This window comes from Streptomyces sp. NBC_01537 (assembly GCF_045040445.1).
In the GTDB taxonomy this organism is placed as follows: Bacteria; Actinomycetota; Actinomycetes; order Streptomycetales; family Streptomycetaceae; genus Actinacidiphila.
The window spans coordinates 1,404,421-1,418,958 of record NZ_CP109392.1 but is presented as its reverse complement, the minus strand read 5'-3'; the positions used below and the strand labels follow the sequence as shown (position 1 = coordinate 1,418,958).

12 protein-coding genes and 4 pseudogenes are annotated in these 14,538 nt (G+C 69.3%); 10 read left to right on the top strand and 6 right to left on the bottom strand.

Features of this window, described 5'->3' with window-relative positions:
- Window positions 1-7 precede the first annotated feature (7 nt).
- Window positions 8-480 (top strand): annotated as a pseudogene (locus OG607_RS06635) (HAD family hydrolase).
- 11 nt (window positions 481-491) lie between these two features.
- On the opposite strand, the gene OG607_RS06630 reads toward OG607_RS06635, so the two are convergent.
- A complete protein-coding gene (locus tag OG607_RS06630; RefSeq protein WP_405719948.1) occupies window positions 492-1,763 on the bottom strand; it encodes a GAF domain-containing protein in 1,272 nt (423 codons plus the stop codon).
- 134 nt (window positions 1,764-1,897) lie between these two features.
- Here OG607_RS06630 and OG607_RS06625 point away from each other — a divergent pair, with 134 nt between their 5' ends.
- A complete protein-coding gene (locus OG607_RS06625) occupies window positions 1,898-3,421 on the top strand; it encodes an aldehyde dehydrogenase family protein (RefSeq protein ID WP_405719946.1) in 1,524 nt (507 codons plus the stop codon).
- A gap of 560 nt (window positions 3,422-3,981) precedes the next feature.
- Here OG607_RS06625 and OG607_RS06620 read toward each other — a convergent pair.
- Window positions 3,982-4,395: a cytidine deaminase gene (locus tag OG607_RS06620; RefSeq protein WP_405719944.1), complete on the bottom strand. Its 414-nt coding sequence runs from the start codon at window positions 4,393-4,395 to the stop codon at window positions 3,982-3,984.
- A 126-nt stretch (window positions 4,396-4,521) separates the two neighbouring features.
- Here OG607_RS06620 and OG607_RS06615 point away from each other — a divergent pair.
- Window positions 4,522-4,617: pseudogene (locus OG607_RS06615) on the top strand (glyoxalase/bleomycin resistance/dioxygenase family protein); the annotation flags it as partial.
- Here the strand turns inward: OG607_RS06615 and OG607_RS06610 are convergent.
- Complete coding sequence (locus OG607_RS06610; protein ID WP_405719942.1) at window positions 4,593-5,501, bottom strand: hypothetical protein; 909 nt, start codon at window positions 5,499-5,501, stop codon at window positions 4,593-4,595. The pseudogene OG607_RS06615 and the gene OG607_RS06610 overlap by 25 nt on opposite strands.
- Window positions 5,502-5,935: 434 nt before the next feature.
- On the opposite strand from OG607_RS06610, the gene OG607_RS06605 reads away from it, so the two are divergent.
- Window positions 5,936-7,312: an IS1380 family transposase gene (locus OG607_RS06605; RefSeq protein WP_405719940.1), complete on the top strand. Its 1,377-nt coding sequence runs from the start codon at window positions 5,936-5,938 to the stop codon at window positions 7,310-7,312.
- A 287-nt stretch (window positions 7,313-7,599) separates the two neighbouring features.
- Window positions 7,600-7,851, top strand: a complete 252-nt coding sequence (locus OG607_RS06600; RefSeq protein ID WP_405719938.1) for an SgcJ/EcaC family oxidoreductase — start codon at window positions 7,600-7,602, stop codon at window positions 7,849-7,851.
- A 162-nt stretch (window positions 7,852-8,013) separates the two neighbouring features.
- On the opposite strand, the pseudogene OG607_RS06595 reads toward OG607_RS06600, so the two are convergent.
- A pseudogene (locus OG607_RS06595) lies at window positions 8,014-8,775 on the bottom strand (SDR family oxidoreductase).
- 463 nt (window positions 8,776-9,238) lie between these two features.
- Here OG607_RS06595 and OG607_RS06590 point away from each other — a divergent pair.
- The gene (locus OG607_RS06590; RefSeq protein ID WP_405719936.1) at window positions 9,239-9,595 is read left to right on the top strand and encodes an immunity 51 family protein; all 357 of its coding nucleotides are present in this window, start codon (window positions 9,239-9,241) and stop codon (window positions 9,593-9,595) included.
- A gap of 111 nt (window positions 9,596-9,706) precedes the next feature.
- On the opposite strand, the gene OG607_RS06585 is transcribed toward OG607_RS06590, so the two are convergent.
- Window positions 9,707-10,075, bottom strand: coding sequence for an amphi-Trp domain-containing protein (locus OG607_RS06585; protein WP_405719934.1), 369 nt, complete (start codon window positions 10,073-10,075; stop codon window positions 9,707-9,709).
- A gap of 243 nt (window positions 10,076-10,318) precedes the next feature.
- Here OG607_RS06585 and OG607_RS06580 point away from each other — a divergent pair.
- Window positions 10,319-10,723, top strand: a pseudogene (locus OG607_RS06580) (DUF2252 family protein); the annotation flags it as partial.
- A gap of 391 nt (window positions 10,724-11,114) precedes the next feature.
- Here OG607_RS06580 and OG607_RS06575 read toward each other — a convergent pair.
- Window positions 11,115-11,642: a GNAT family N-acetyltransferase gene (locus OG607_RS06575; protein WP_405719932.1), complete on the bottom strand. Its 528-nt coding sequence runs from the start codon at window positions 11,640-11,642 to the stop codon at window positions 11,115-11,117.
- On the opposite strand from OG607_RS06575, the gene OG607_RS06570 reads away from it, so the two are divergent.
- The 3 genes from OG607_RS06570 to OG607_RS06560 are packed head-to-tail and all read left to right on the top strand — an operon-like array spanning window position 11,632 to window position 14,470.
- Window positions 11,632-12,225 carry a helix-turn-helix domain-containing protein gene (locus tag OG607_RS06570; protein ID WP_405719930.1) on the top strand — a complete coding sequence of 198 codons (594 nt, stop codon included), beginning with the start codon at window positions 11,632-11,634 and terminating at the stop codon, window positions 12,223-12,225. The two genes, OG607_RS06575 and OG607_RS06570, sit on opposite strands and share 11 nt — an antisense overlap.
- A complete protein-coding gene (locus OG607_RS06565; RefSeq protein WP_405719928.1) occupies window positions 12,222-13,448 on the top strand; it encodes an MFS transporter in 1,227 nt (408 codons plus the stop codon). Before OG607_RS06570 ends, OG607_RS06565 begins: the two co-directional genes overlap by 4 nt.
- 41 nt (window positions 13,449-13,489) lie before the next feature.
- Complete coding sequence (locus OG607_RS06560; RefSeq protein WP_405719926.1) at window positions 13,490-14,470, top strand: GlxA family transcriptional regulator; 981 nt, start codon at window positions 13,490-13,492, stop codon at window positions 14,468-14,470.
- Window positions 14,471-14,538 lie beyond the last annotated feature (68 nt).

Genomic DNA, 14,538 nt, shown 5'->3' with positions numbered 1-14,538 from the left:
GGTCACCATGGCCGCGCGCTGCATCATCCTCGACATCGGCGGGGTGCTGGAGTACACACCCGCGACGGGGAACTGGGACTCGGGCCGGCGCGGCTGGACGCCTTCATGGCAGACCTGTGGGCGGAGTATCTCGGCTCGCCCAATGAGGAGTTGATCGCGTACGTACGCGGGCTGCGGCCGCGCTGCACGCTGGGGATCCTGAGCAACAGCTTTGTCGGTGCCCGGGAGCGGGAGGAAGCGGCGTACGGCTTCGGGGAGTTGGTCGACGAGGTTGTTTACTCGCACGAGATCGGCTTCAACAAGCCGGACCGTCGGGCGTACGAGGTGGCCTGCGCCCGGTTGGGGGTGCGCGCGCAGGACTGCCTGTTCATCGATGACTTCGCGGCCAATGTGGGCGCGGCGCGGGACGCGGGCATGCAAGCGGCGCTGTTCGAGGACAACGCACAGGCGATGGAGCGGATGGAGCGGCATCTCGGCTGATCACCGCACGATTACCGCAGTGCTCGTTCAAGGCGGGTGCGCAGTACCAGCGCGCGGGGTGACTGCGGGGGCAGGGCCTCGGCCGCCGCCTGCAGCATCTCCAGGTCGTCGTCATTGTCCGGGCGCTCGGTCCACTCCAGGAGCAGGCCGGGGTCGGCGTGACGGCGCAGGACGCGACGCAGCTCGCAGGCGAGTTCGTCGCGGGCCTCGGCGACGGCGGGCGAGAGGGAGCGGGGGAGGAGCGGGCCGGGGTAGCCGGCGAGGGCCCGGGCGGGGGAGCCATGGGTGAGGTGGGCGCGCACGGCATCGGCGTCCGTGGTCACCGGAAGCAGGAGGCGGTAGGGGCGCGAGGCCAGGAGAGCGGGGCCGAGCAGGCGGCGCAGCCGGGACATCTCGGCGCGGACGGTGACCAGGGCGCCGTCCTGCTCGTGGAGGCGGACCGCGAGCGCGTCGGCGGTGAGACCCCGGGGGTGGCGGGCCAGCAGGTACAGGATCTCGGAGTGCCGGGGGCTCAGCTCCAGGCTGCCGTTCGGGGTGGTGAGACGGGCCCGGTCGCGGCCCAGGACCTCCAGCAGGCGGACGGCCGGAGCCCGCGGCGCCGGGAGGACCCGCTGGAGCCGCAGCACACGGAGTTCGGACTCGACGGCGGCGACGGTGGCGCGGACCAGGGCCAGGGCGTGCGGGGCGGCGATGTGGTCGCCGCCGGTGAGGTCGACGACGCCCAGGATGGCGCCGGTGTCCGGGTCGTGCACCGGGGCGGCGGAGCAGCTCCAGGCCTGGACCGGGCGGCTGAAGTGCTCGCTGGCGTAGATCTGGAGCGGCCGGCCGAGCGCCAGGGCCGTGCCGGGCGCGTTCGTGCCGGCGGCCGCCTCCGACCAGTCGGCGCCCTCCGCGAAGCCGATCCGCTCGGCGCGCGCGACGAGGGCCGGCGCGCCCTCGACCCACAGCAGCCGGGCCCTCGCGTCGCCCACCGCCACCACCTGGTCGTCCTCCTGGGCGGTGTCGACCAGCAGCCGCCGTATGACGGGCAGCACCGCCGCCAGCGGGTGCCCGAGCCGGTAGTCCCGCAACTCCGGGGCGGCCAGCGCGGCGGCGCCCGGGCAGCCGGTCTCGGGGTCGACGCCCCGGTTGCGGGAGCGGCGCCACGAGTCCCGTACGACGTCGCGCAGCGGTAACCCGGACAGCGCCCCGGTGGTCAGGAAGCGCTCATGGGCGCGGGCGGCGTCCCGGCGCAGCACCGCCGGATCGCTGCCCGAGGGCCAGGCCCCGTACGAAGCAGTCATGTTCGGCCCCGACGTCATTGTCGATACGGACGAATGCGCCCGAGTCTAGGCCGCCCCGGCCCGGGTGCAACCCCGTTGCAACCTTCGGGCACCTACCGTCCCGGCCAACACCGCATCGATGGGAGGGCCGCCCCATGACCCGTTACGCCAACCCCGGCACCGAGGGCGCGATCATGTCGTACGCGCCGCGCTACGACCACTGGATCGGCGGGGAGTTCGTCCCGCCCGCCCAGGGCCGCTACTTCGAGAACCCGACCCCCGTCACCGGCCAGAGCTTCACCGAGATCGCCCGCGGCACCGCCGAGGACGTCGAGCGCGCCCTGGACGCCGCCCACGCCGCCGCGCCCGCCTGGGGCCGCACCTCGGCCACCGACCGGGCGAACGTCCTCAACCGGATCGCCGACCGCATGGAGCAGCACGCCGAGCAACTGGCGGTCGCCGAGAGCTGGGAGAACGGCAAGCCGGTCCGCGAGACCCTGGCCGCCGACATCCCGCTGGCGATCGACCACTTCCGCTACTTCGCCGGCGCGATCCGCGCCCAGGAGGGCAGCCTCGCCGAGATCGACGACGACACGGTCGCCTACCACTTCCACGAGCCGCTGGGCGTGGTCGCCCAGATCATCCCGTGGAACTTCCCGATCCTCATGGCGACCTGGAAGCTCGCCCCGGCGCTGGCCGCCGGCAACGCGGTCGTCCTCAAGCCCGCCGAGCAGACCCCGGCCTCCATCCACTACTGGATGAGCCTGATCGCCGACCTGCTGCCGCCGGGCGTCATCAACATCGTCAACGGCTTCGGCGTCGAGGCCGGCAAGCCGCTCGCCAGCAGCCCGCGCGTCGCGAAGATCGCCTTCACCGGCGAGACCACCACCGGGCGCCTGATCATGCAGTACGCCAGCCAGAACCTGAAGCCGGTCACCCTGGAGCTGGGCGGCAAGAGCCCCAACATCTTCTTCGACGACGTCTCGGCTGCCGAGGACGACTTCTACGACAAGGCACTTGAGGGCTTTACCATGTTCGCCCTCAACCAGGGCGAGGTCTGCACCTGCCCCTCCCGCGCGCTCGTCGCCCGGGGCCACTACCGCGAGTTCCTCGACGCGGCCGTCGCCCGCACCGAGAAGATCACGCAGGGGCACCCGCTGGACACCGCCACGATGATCGGCGCCCAGGCCTCCAACGACCAGCTGGAGAAGATCCTCTCCTACCTCGACATCGGCCAGAAGGAAGGCGCGAAGATCCTCACCGGCGGCGAACGCGCCGACATGGGAGGCGAGCTGGCGGGCGGCTACTACGTCCGGCCCACCATCTTCGAGGGCGACAACAGCATGCGCGTCTTCCAGGAGGAGATCTTCGGCCCGGTCGTCGCCGTCACCTCCTTCGAAGGCTTCGACGACGCCATCCGGATCGCCAACGACACCCTCTACGGCCTCGGGGCCGGCGTGTGGACCCGGGACACCAACACCGCGTACCGCGCCGGCCGCGCCATCCAGGCGGGGCGGGTGTGGACCAACTGCTACCACGCCTACCCGGCGCACGCCGCCTTCGGCGGCTACAAGGGCTCCGGGATCGGCCGCGAGACCCACAAGATGATGCTGGACCACTACCAGCAGACCAAGAACCTGCTGGTCTCCTACTCCCCGAAGAAGCTCGGCTTCTTCTAGAGACCCGAAAGAAGGCGCCTGGCCAGGGCAGATACCCGTCAGGCGCCCTTCGCGGCGCACAGCTAAGCGGTGAGTTGAAATGCGGCCTCACTCCCGATATCTCCCACCGGTATCCCAGGTCTGACCAGCAGTTCCGGGGTATTTCCGGGCCAGAGTCCCGCTAAGGGACAACACAGAGCGCGGGCAGGGGAAGCCAGTTGAACGCTCGTGGAACGGAAGACGACCTGCATTCGCTTTACCAATGGACGGTCAATAACCGTCAATATTTCGACCAGCACCTTTTCAATAGCCGGATCGCAGAGCCCGCCGAGCCATCAGACACTTGCGATCGCAACGTCGCCGCCGGCTGGATCCTGATCGCGACAAGGCGTCCGGAAGTCCGTGTGCACGAAGTAGCCAGCACCACGCCGGACTTGGGCAACGCCTGGACGCACCGAGTCCGCACGAAGGACCGTGGCCCGCACATTCGGTGCGCTACCAGCACGAAGCGTGCAGTGCCGCATCAGGCAACCTTTGCCCTGTAACTGCCTGTGGTGTCAGCTCGTCCTGAGTGGTGCGCTTTACTCGGCGTCGAGCTGGTGGTCTGCCCATATGTAGCTTTCGGGAAGCAGGTTGGTGATGGAGACGGTTCGGAGGCTGTCGCTTGCGCCGACAATGACGTTGAGGGCTGGGAAGTAATCGAGAAGGACCTGGCGGCAGCGGCCGCAGGGGGGCACCACCCCGCGGTCGCGGTCACCCACCGCGACGATGGTCTCCAGGTCGTAGGCGCCCTGGGCGGCCGCCGTGCCGATGACGACCAGCTCCGCGCAAGGGCCGCCGGTGAAGTGGTAGGCGTTCACCGCGGTGACGATCCGGCCGTCTCGGGCGCGGGCCGCAGCCGCCATGGTGTGATTGTCGCCCCGACAGCGTGTTGCCGCGACATGCGCCGCGGCCTGGATTAGTTCATGGTCGACGCGGTCGGTCTGTGTGGTCATCTTCTCGGCTTTCATGCGGTGTCAGGCGACATTGGCCCGGGTGACGATGGTGCGGCGGCGGGCATCGGCGCGGTGTCGCGCCGGGATCCACCACCCGTTCGCTCACCATTAGGTCTGGGTGACCGGCCCGGCAAGGAGCCCTGGGAGGTCTACGTCGTCAAGGCCGACGCCGACGCCCTGCCGGCAGGCGGGGAAGGTCAGCCGAAGTCGTTGACCTGGTAGACAGTCTGGGGACCGGTTGCCTGCCACTGTTCTGTGCCCAGCAGCCGGGTCCGCTCGGCGATCCGGTGCAGGGCGGCGGTGGCCTGGTCGGTGAGGGGCCCGCCGCTGTATCCGACGTAGGCGACGACGCCGGGGGCCGGCTCCCAGGCGAGCAGGCCGTTGCCGCCCAGCGCGGATGTGACGATCGCGGAATTGCCGTGTACCGATCCGGCCGCCTGGGCCTTGACCGCGTACAGCCGATCCTCGAACTCGCCCCCGCGGGCGACGCCCGTGTAGATCAGGCCGTTTGAGAGCGCCGCAGCCCCTTTCACGGCATCCGAACCGTAGCGGGCCTCGCTCAGGACGCGGGGCCGTGACGTGCCGGTGGCTGCCACCGAGAACCCGGGCGGTGGTTCGACCGTGGGCCGGCCGGCCACGACGACCGTCGCGGCGGCGATCCCGATCAGTTCGCGCTCCGGCAGGTCGCCCCGGATCCGTGCGTACGCGCCACCCGCCGGCCAGGTGATCGCACCTTCGCCGACCGATCCTGCAACACCGCCGACCCTGACCGCGCGCCCCGGGCCGGGCGCGGGCACCGGGAACGTCACCACCGCGCCGTTCCTCCCCAGCGAGCCGTCGCGGCGCCGCACCACCACCGTCCAGGGGCCTGCGTTTGCCGTGCGGTCGAGCCGGTTCAGCGTGGAGTTCCGGCTCAGTGCGACTCCTACGATCACCAGGCCGGGCGTCCGACCGGGCGCGGCCGTGGCGTCGGGGCCGTCCGGGAAGACGCTGCCGGATGGTGAGGGCGGTGACGATGACGGTGCCGGGGCCGCCTGGCGCGGCTTGTCGCCCCCGCCCACCGCGACGATGCCCCCCGCGAGGACGGCGGCCAATATCACGGTCACCCCCGCCGCTGTCATCCAGCGCGGTGGCGTCCACCGCGGCCGATCCGGACCGCTGCTGAGAATCTCCCCCATCCGCACAGTCTTCTCCGCGGGCGCGTCGCAGTACAGCACGCGTCGGCAACTACCGTGTCGACAGTGCTGTACGGGGTTGGTTCCCTCTGGAGTGCCGTCACCTTCGCGGAGGCCATGAAGACGCTGCACGCGGGCTGGCGCAGGCGGCGACCACGCACGTAGCCCGCGTCGGGTGGATAAGCAAGCTCATCCTCCCCACCCCCGACCAGCAGAACCACGCCCTCACTGCTTGATCACTAGCCTCGCGCTTTCACGAAGCGGCCTGTCCGGCCAGTGATCAAGAAACCAGAAAGTGCCTCTGACCAGCAAGAATGAGGATTGCTGAGGTCCTTGTTCCTGCACCCGTCGGAGGCACTTCCCAGGTGAAGAAGCGTATCGGGTCCTACCCGCATGTCCGCGTCGAGGGCGGCGGCCGGGCGGTGGTCTCGCAGGCCGGGGCCGTACTGCTGGTCGACACGGTCCGCAAGACCGGGCTGGATCAGGCGATATCGGCGGCACTGTCACCGTGGCACAAGCCCCGTGCGGTGCACGACCCGGGCAAAGTCCTGCTGGATGTGGCGCTCGCGGTCGCACTCGGCGGGGACTGCCTCGCGGACGTGGCAATGCTGCGGGCCGAACCGGGCGTGTTCGGACCGGTGGCCTCAGGCCCGACCGTCTCCCGTCCCATCGGCACCCTCGCCACAGCGGGAGACAAGGCCCTGGCGGCACTCCGCTCGGCACGCGCCGATGTCCGTGAATACGTATGGAAGCTGGCCGGTGCCTCGGCGCCGGATGCCGGCCAACAGGTGATCGTCGACCTGGACGGGGTGCTCGTCCTTGCGCACTCCGAGAAGCAGGATGCCGCCGCCACCTGGAAGAAGACGTTCGGGCACCACCCGCTGATGGGCTTCGTCGACCACGGAGCGGGCGGTAGCGGAGAGCCGGTCGCGGGCCTGCTGCGGCCGGGCAACGCGGGCAGTAACACCGCCGCCGACCACATCACCACCGCCCAGCTCGCGCTGGCCCAGCTCCCGAAGAAATACCGGCGCGGACGCCAGACGCTGATCCGCTGTGATTCCGGCGGCGGCACTCACGAGTTCGTGGCCTGGCTGACCAAGCGTGGCCGGTGGCTGTCGTACTCGGTCGGCATGACCATCACCGACGCCATCCACCAGGCCGCCCTCAAGGTTCCCGCCTCCGCCTGGACGGTGGCTGTCGAGCAGGGTGGCGAGATCCGCGACGGCGCCTGGGTGGCCGAACTGGACGGAGACATGCTCAAGGACTGGCCGAAGTGCATGCGGCTGATCGTCCGCAAGGAACGCCCGTATCCCGGCGCCCAGTTGCGCTTCACCGACGCCGACGGAATGCGGCTGACCTGCTTCGCCACCAACACCAAGGATGCCCCGATCGCCGCACTGGAGCTACGGCACCGCCAACGCGCCCGCGCCGAGGACCGCATCCGCGCCGCCCGCGCCACTGGCCTGCGCAACCTGCCTCTGCACGACATGGCGCAGAACCAGATCTGGCTGGAGATCGTCCAGATCGCCCTCGACCTGCTCGCCTGGATGCCGATGCTCGCCCTGACCGGCCAAACCCGCAGATGGGAGCCCCGCCGCCTGCGACTGCGACTGTTCTCTGCCGCGGCCCAGCTCGTCACCACCGCCCGCCGCCGGCACCTGAGATTCGCGGCCCACTGGCCCTGGACCGACCTCATCACGAACGCGATCGAACGGCTCCATGCCCTCCCCAACCCCGGCTGACCAGCAGATCCACCCGTCCCAACGAGCCTGGACCACCCCTCCGGAGCCGTGGAACCCGGCGCCCACCCGACGCGACAGCCGGGGCCCTCACCCTGCCCAACAAGCCGAAACGGCCCGCCAGATGAACCAACGAGCCGTCACGAAAGATCGAGGCTAGCTTCACTCGAAACGAACCTCATCCAAAGTACTTCAGCCGGTGCGATGAGTTCCGGGGCCCCCACCGGTATGTACTGGTGGGCCTGTCACAGGCCATGAGGAATCCACGCCACGAGGAGAGAGTTTTGACCGTGACCCGATCGCACGACGAGGCCGCAATCGAGGGCGTCCTGGAAGGCGTCTACAAGGCCTGGGACGCTGGCGACGCCGACGCCTTCGCCGCGGACCACAGGGACGACGCCACCGCGATCCTGCCCGGCTCCTACCGCAGGTCCAAGGAGGACGTCCGCGAGAACATGGCCGCCGGCTTCGCGTCGTTCCTCAAGGGCAGCACGAGCATCATCATGCGCAAGCACACCCTTTCGGCAGTCGGCCCAGCGTGATTGGCGCACTGCTCATTCTCGTGAACATCGAACAGCCACCGATCGTGGCGCTCCGGAATGGTGAAACATCTGCTGTCCGTTCTCGGGTTCTGGCGCACCTTCTGTGGCTGGCATCGGCGCGGCGTCTCGCGCAGCCTGTCGCCGAATGGTCAGGGCCGAGGGTCAGGCTGTTGCGGTGAGGAACCGCCGGGCGCCGCGTAGCGTGGTGCGCAGTTTCCGCTGGGTCGCGTGGCTGTCGAGGCGGACGTCGATGGCGCCGGGAAGTGTGCTGTGGGCGCGCAGGCCCGTGGGCAGTCGGGAGGCGTCGAGGCCGTCGCGTCTGGCGATGAGGGTGCCGAGTTCGTGGCGGCTGAGAGCGTCTGCTCCTGCGAGATGGTGGATGCCATGGGTGTCGCGTGACGCCAGCTCCAAGATGGCTGCGGCCAGGTCGGTGACGTGCACCGGGCAGCGGATGTCGTCGGTGAACAGGACGCCTTCGCGCGTGCCGGCGGCGAGTTCGTGCACGGTCCGCTCGTGAACGGACCGCCCGCCGCGGATGATCAGCGAGGTACGAGCGACGACGGCCTGCGGATGCACGAGCAGGACCCCGGTCTCCGCTGCGGCTTTCGCCGCTCCGTACGGGGTGACGGGTGACGGGGTCGGGGAGGCAGGTCTCGTCGTAGTGGTCACGCGAACCGGAGAAGACTGCATCGCTGGAGACGTGGACAAGACGGCTGCCGCACTTCGCCGCCGCGATAGCGAGGCGCACGGGGCCTTGGGCCGTGACCGCCCAGTCGGCTCCGCTGCTGGATGCGTTGGCGATGAGATGGGGTCTGACCTCGCGGTGCTGGTCGCGTATGTCGCGACCGTTGGTTGCCCGGCTGCTGCTGCCTGCCGGATCAGCTCAGCGCCCAGGAAGCCGCTACCACCGATGATCAAAGTCATCACGATGTGACACCGTAGCCCCGCCCGACTGGCTGCAATACAGCACCACAGAAGTTGAGCCAGAGTCCGTTCTCGTGGACAAAGCCACCGTGTCGTACTCGTCGACGTCGAGCTTGGCGCCGACGCCCGACGCGTCCACCGCTCCAACACCGCGCCCGCTCATCCACCGAGAGCAGCAACGGCTCCAACTTGGCGCCCCAACGAAGAACTGACGCACCAGCAGCAGAGGTCACACACCAACCAACGATCAACTACTGGCGCTGTCGAGGACTTGGTAGAGGGTCAGGGTTTTGTACGGGCCGTTACCAGCCGCCGCCGGTCGCGGAAGTCTCCGCGATGGACTTCGAGGTGGCGCATCTGCTCGTCCGCAGGCCCCGGACCGACACCGACTGACGGAGAGGACGTGTTCGATCTGACGAGGAGGGCGTGTTTGATTGTCAGTGGCGGCCCATAAGGTCGGCGCATGACTGATCGCGACACTTTCGCACCCCTGGTCTTCTTCGAGTACGACCACAAGCCCGGCAGTTTCTGCCTCATGCTCAGTGACCAGCACATGCTGGACACCGAGAAGGTCTTCGCGGACCGCGGGTACGAAGGCAGCGGGTATGGCTGGGCCGGCGTGGCACGATCCGCGGTGCGCTCACGCGCCCCCGAACTGACCGACCGCTTCGGCCTCGACCCCGAGGCGGGCATGTTCGTCGCGTACGGCGAGGACGCGGACGCCCTGCGGGCCCTGGCGCCGCTGCTGGTGCAGGCGCTCGAAGACCACCGTCTGCTGGGGGAGTTGATCGACGCCGGCGAGCCGGACTGGTTCGACTGAGGCAGTGCGCGACCGACGCGCGGGTGCATCCGCAGCCACTCCCGCCGCGGAAGTACGGCAGCAGTGTTGCTGAACAGGGCATGGCGGTCGGCACGAGGTCCACGGCACGACTCAGGGCGTTTTCGTGGCGGCCCGCTTCGCGCTTTTGCTCCTGTTGGTGCCCGTGCTGCTCCGACCGGGCTTGGCGGGCACGCGCTTCCGCCTCGTGGCCTCCTCTGTGCTCGCGACCGCCCGGGATGGCGCTGTCCGGGTCGGTGCGGTCGGCCACTTGAACTCGATCTCCAGCTCGATCTGCCCGTTACCGACCTCGACCTCTATCTCGCTGCGAAGGTTGTCGGGGATCCGCAGGCTCAGCGTCCCGGGGCCGAGTTCCAGTTCGGCATCCCCGCCTTCCCTCAGCGCAGCTGCGAGTGCCGTGAGCCGGTCAGCCGCCTCAATGCGTGACAGCGAGCTCTTCTGCTCAAACTTGAGGTCCTTCATGGGCGTCTCCGATCCGGAACAAGAAGGGCTTAACGCTAATTCTGGGGTCATGCACGGGATCGGACATCCTCAGGGCCAGGCGAGGAGCCGGAACCCGCGCTGCTGGCGCTGTCCGGATGACCGGGACCTCCGTCAGGCCGGACCCTCACCGGGCTGCCCGGCCGCCGCCATGGCGCGGCGAACCATGAGCGCGCCATGCGCGAGGCCCGGATGGGTTCTACGGTTGAGGGGAAGCCCCATATTCGCGGAACTCGGTTCCTTCCGCCTCAGCGGCTGATGCAGGCCGCGAGCGACATCTTTCTCGGCTGGGAACGGGTGGACGGGATCGACGGCAAGCAGCGCGACTTCTACGTCCGCTAACTGCGCGACTAGAAGGGCATCACCAGGCCCGAGAGGATGCGGGCCAAGGACATGCAGGCGTTCGGCGAACTGTGCGGGGTCACCCCCGCTCGTGCCGACGCCCGGGCCGGCGACCGGGCCGGCGACCGGATCGTGATCGCCTCCTACCTTGGCGGCGGCGACTCGTTCGACCGGGCACTGGCCACCTTCGCCGAAACGTACGCCGACCAGAACGAGCGCGACCACCAAGCTCTGGTCGACGCCGTGCACGCAGGTCGGCTCCCCGCGGAGGAACCGCCGACAGCCTGACCCGGGAGAAGTGCGCCGCGGGGAGGGCCGGAGCCGCGCCGTTTTGCGGTCACGGCCTCATGGATGGTCGCTACGAGGACGGTCTCGTCCCTACCACCGACCTGTCGTACCTCGTGGCCCCGGCTCCGTTGGCCCAAAGTCCTGAATCCGAACGCCCGATGAGACATTGGTCCCGCAGCCGCCGGGCGAGATCAGGCGGAACCGATGTGGCTGGGAGGTTGTGTGGGGTGGGTGCGGCCATCGGGTGCGCCTTTCGCCCGAAATGAGGTTCCTTGGCATTGTCACCCGCCGGGACTGCGCGAGTCCTGTGTGAGACGCCAGAGCGGGCGGATTGCGTTCCGCCGGAAGCTGCGATCCATCGGCCGGCATCCCGAACCCTCGCGCCGACTGCTCAGGTCAGCGGCAGGTTCATGATCGTCAGGTCGAGCCACCGGCCGAACTTGGTGCCGACCTCCGGCACGGTGCCCACGTGGCGGAAGCCGAACCGTTCGTGGAGCCGGATCGACGCGGCGTTGCCGGCCTCGATATCCGCGATCATCATGTGACAGCCGGCCTGACGCGCCGAGGAGATGAGGGCGGTCATCAGCGCGGAGCCGATGCCGAGCCCGTGACAGCCCTCGCGGACATAGACCGAGTTGTCCACCGTGTGGCGATACCCGTCCAGCTTCCGCCACGGGCCGTAGACCGCGAAGCCCGCGACCTCACCCTGCGTCTCGGCCACGAACGCCGAGCCGCGATCCACGTGAGCGGCGAGCCAGGCGGCCCCCTGGGCAGGGGACTGCGGCGTCTCGGTCCACAGTGCCGTCGAGTGCTCGATCGCATGGTTGCGGATACCCAGGACAGCTTCCGCGTCATTGAGATGTGCCGGGCGGACCTCAACCGATCCAGGGTTCTCGTATATTGGATTCATGTCCAACATAGTAGACCCCCTGGTGGGGCAGATTGCAGCCCGCATCCACACCGAACGGGAACGGCGTCGGTGGACCCTGGCGCAGCTCGCCGACGCCTCCGGGGTGTCCCGCGCCATGATCAACCGGATCGAGCGTGGCGAGAGCAGCCCCACCGCCGTCGTCCTCGGCAAGCTGTCCGCCGCCTTCCAGCTCAGCGTCTCCTCCCTGCTGGCCCTCGCCGAAGGCGCGACCGACGACAGCGGAAATGCGACTGCGGGGGTGCGCCGCCAGGCCGATGCCGCGGAGTGGCGCGATCCCGCCACTGGGTATCGCCGACGCCAGATCACCGGGCCGCACTTCCCCGCGGAGATCGCCGAGATCCGGCTGCCCCCCGGTGCCCGCGTGCCGTATCCGGCCGCGGCCTTCGCGTTCATCCGGCAGGTCGTCTGGGTGCTCGACGGCCGACTGACGTTCCACGAGGGCGACACGGTGCACGAACTCGACGCGGGCGACACGATCGAACGGGGCGAGCCCACCGCGTGCGTCTTCGCCAACAACAGCGCAGCCGAGTGCCGCTACGCCGTCATCCTCACCCGGGACGACAGGCCGTGACCCGCTCCCGAGGCGACACCTTGCTCCTCGCCTGCATAGCCGGAATGGCGATCGCGAACAACTACGCCATCCAGCCCGCGCTCACCGACGTCGCCGCACACCTCGGCGTCCCGATCTCCGTGATCGGTCTCGTGCCGACCGCCGCACTCGCAGGCTGCATGACCGGATTCGCCCTCCTGCTCCCCCTCACCGACCACCTGGCCCCCAATCGCCTGGTCGCCGGACAGCTCACCCTCCTGGCCGCCGCCCTCATCCTCGCCGCGACTGCCCCAGGCGCGGGCGTGCTCCTGACCGCCTATCTGCTCATCGGCGCGGCGGCAAGCGTCGCGGCGCAGGCCGGCAGCATCGTCGGCCGCCACGCCCCGCCCGCACGCCGCGCCACCGGCGTCGCCACGGTGGCCGCGGGAATGTCGGCCGGCATCCTGCTCAGCCGCCTGGCTGGAGGAACACTCGCCGACATCCTCGGGTGGCGGCAGATGCTGCTCGTCTTCGCCGCTCTCGCCCTGCTGGGCGCGATCGCTGCCGGGACGCTCCTTCCCCGGCAGCGGCCACACCCTCGCCACGGCTACCTGGCCACCCTCCGCTCGCTCCCGCCACTCCTGCGACGGCACCCGCAACTGCGCCGCGCGGTGACCACCGGCGGCCTGTGGTACTTCGCCTTCAACCTCATCTGGGTCACCCTCACCCTCCGGCTCGCCCAGCCGCCCTACTCGCTCAGCCCGTCCGCCATCGGGCTCTACGGCCTGGCAGGAGTGCTGGGCTTCGCCGTGCTCCCACTCACCGGACGACTCACCGACCGTTACGCCCCCGGCACCGTGATCACCGTCGCCATGCTGGCCGCCGCGGCCGGAACCGCCCTGCTCGGCGCCGGCCTCGGCGCCCCGCTGCTCACCACACTCGGGCTCGCCCTCTTCGACGCGGGCTGCTTCGCCGCCCAAGCAGCCAACCAGAGCCAGGTCATCGCCATCGACCCCGAACGCAGCGGCAGCCTCAGCAGCGTCTACCTGGTGCTGTACTTCATCGCCGGCGCCTTCGGCACCGCACTTGCCGCACCCGCGCTCGAGACCCTCGGCTGGCGCGGCACAACCCTCACCGCTCTCGCGGCCCTGCTCCTCGCCGGCCTCCTCGGACGCACCGGCACCCGACAGCCCCGCCGCGTGATGACCTTCAGTGAAGGTCATCACGCTTCGTGTTCGCAGAAATCCCAGGCTGAGGGCAGTTAAGGTCGATGACCAGCGCTGTTGTCCAAGGAGAGGCGGGCGTCATGCAGCAGAACTTCAAGATCGGCGTCCTCGTGTTTCCTGGCGCTTGTCTGCTCGATCTGGCCGGCCCGCTTGAGGTGTTCGCCGAGGCCAACCGAGGCAGCACGCGGTACGAGGTGCAGACCCTCTCGGTCGACGGGCAGGACGTGACCGCGTCGATGGGGATGCGGATCCCCGTCGACGCCTCCGCCTTCGACGCCGACCACTTCGACATCGTGCTGATTGCCGGAGGCGAGATATTTCCCATATCGCCGGTTGCGCCACAGCTTGCTGAAGCGGCGCGGTTCCTGGCAGGCCGCACTCAGCGGCTCGCGTCCATCTGCACCGGTGCGTTCGTACTCGGATCGGCCGGACTGCTCGACGGGCATTCCGCCACTACGCATCCGGATCACGCCGCTGAACTCGCAGCCCGCTACCCGGCGATTACGGTCCGTACCGATTCCAGCTACGTCAAGTCCGGCTCGGTTTACAGCTCCGGATGTTTCACCGCAGCGATCGACCTCGCTCTGACGCTGTTCGCTGAGGATCACGGAAAGGACGAGGCCCGATCCGTCGCCCGTTCCCTCATCGTCTTCCAGCAGCGAAGGGTTCACCGAGCACCGCACTCCGAGCTCCTCTCCGGGATCGTCCCGCGCAACGCCGCCCTGCGCGAACTCATTCAGCACATCAACGAGGACCCGGTCGGCCCGCACACGCTCGCCGATCTCGCCCAGCGCGCCCACACCAGCCCTCGGCAGCTCACCCGGCTCTTCCGCGCGGAGCTGGACACAACGCCGCAGAAGTACGTCGAAAGCGCTCGGTTCGCGGTGGCGAAAGCGCTTATCGAAGGAGGGCATACCGTCTCCTTCGCGGCGGCCAACGCAGGGTTCGGCACACCGGAGGCCCTTCGTAGATCCTTTGTCGCGCACACCGGACTACCACCGTCGGAGTTTGTGCGCCGACAGCGCCCATCCCACCGATCCGGCCCTCCTTCGCTCGGATAGCGCCGCATCCGGCAGCGGCAAGTGCCAGTGAATCGAAGCAGTGCGAATACTTTCCCCACCCCCCTTCC

What these genes read in the sequence shown, in the direction of transcription:
- OG607_RS06630 (WP_405719948.1), bottom strand. Translation starts at nt 1,763, where the DNA reads ATGACTGCTTCGTACGGGGCCTGGCCCTCGGGCAGCGATCCGGCGGTG.
- OG607_RS06625 (WP_405719946.1), top strand. Translation starts at nt 1,898, where the DNA reads ATGACCCGTTACGCCAACCCCGGCACCGAGGGCGCGATCATGTCGTAC.
- OG607_RS06620 (WP_405719944.1), bottom strand. Translation starts at nt 4,395, where the DNA reads ATGACCACACAGACCGACCGCGTCGACCATGAACTAATCCAGGCCGCG.
- OG607_RS06590 (WP_405719936.1), top strand. Translation starts at nt 9,239, where the DNA reads ATGACTGATCGCGACACTTTCGCACCCCTGGTCTTCTTCGAGTACGAC.
- OG607_RS06585 (WP_405719934.1), bottom strand. Translation starts at nt 10,075, where the DNA reads ATGAAGGACCTCAAGTTTGAGCAGAAGAGCTCGCTGTCACGCATTGAG.
- OG607_RS06570 (WP_405719930.1), top strand. Translation starts at nt 11,632, where the DNA reads ATGTCCAACATAGTAGACCCCCTGGTGGGGCAGATTGCAGCCCGCATC.
- OG607_RS06575 (WP_405719932.1), bottom strand. Translation starts at nt 11,642, where the DNA reads ATGTTGGACATGAATCCAATATACGAGAACCCTGGATCGGTTGAGGTC.
- OG607_RS06560 (WP_405719926.1), top strand. Translation starts at nt 13,490, where the DNA reads ATGCAGCAGAACTTCAAGATCGGCGTCCTCGTGTTTCCTGGCGCTTGT.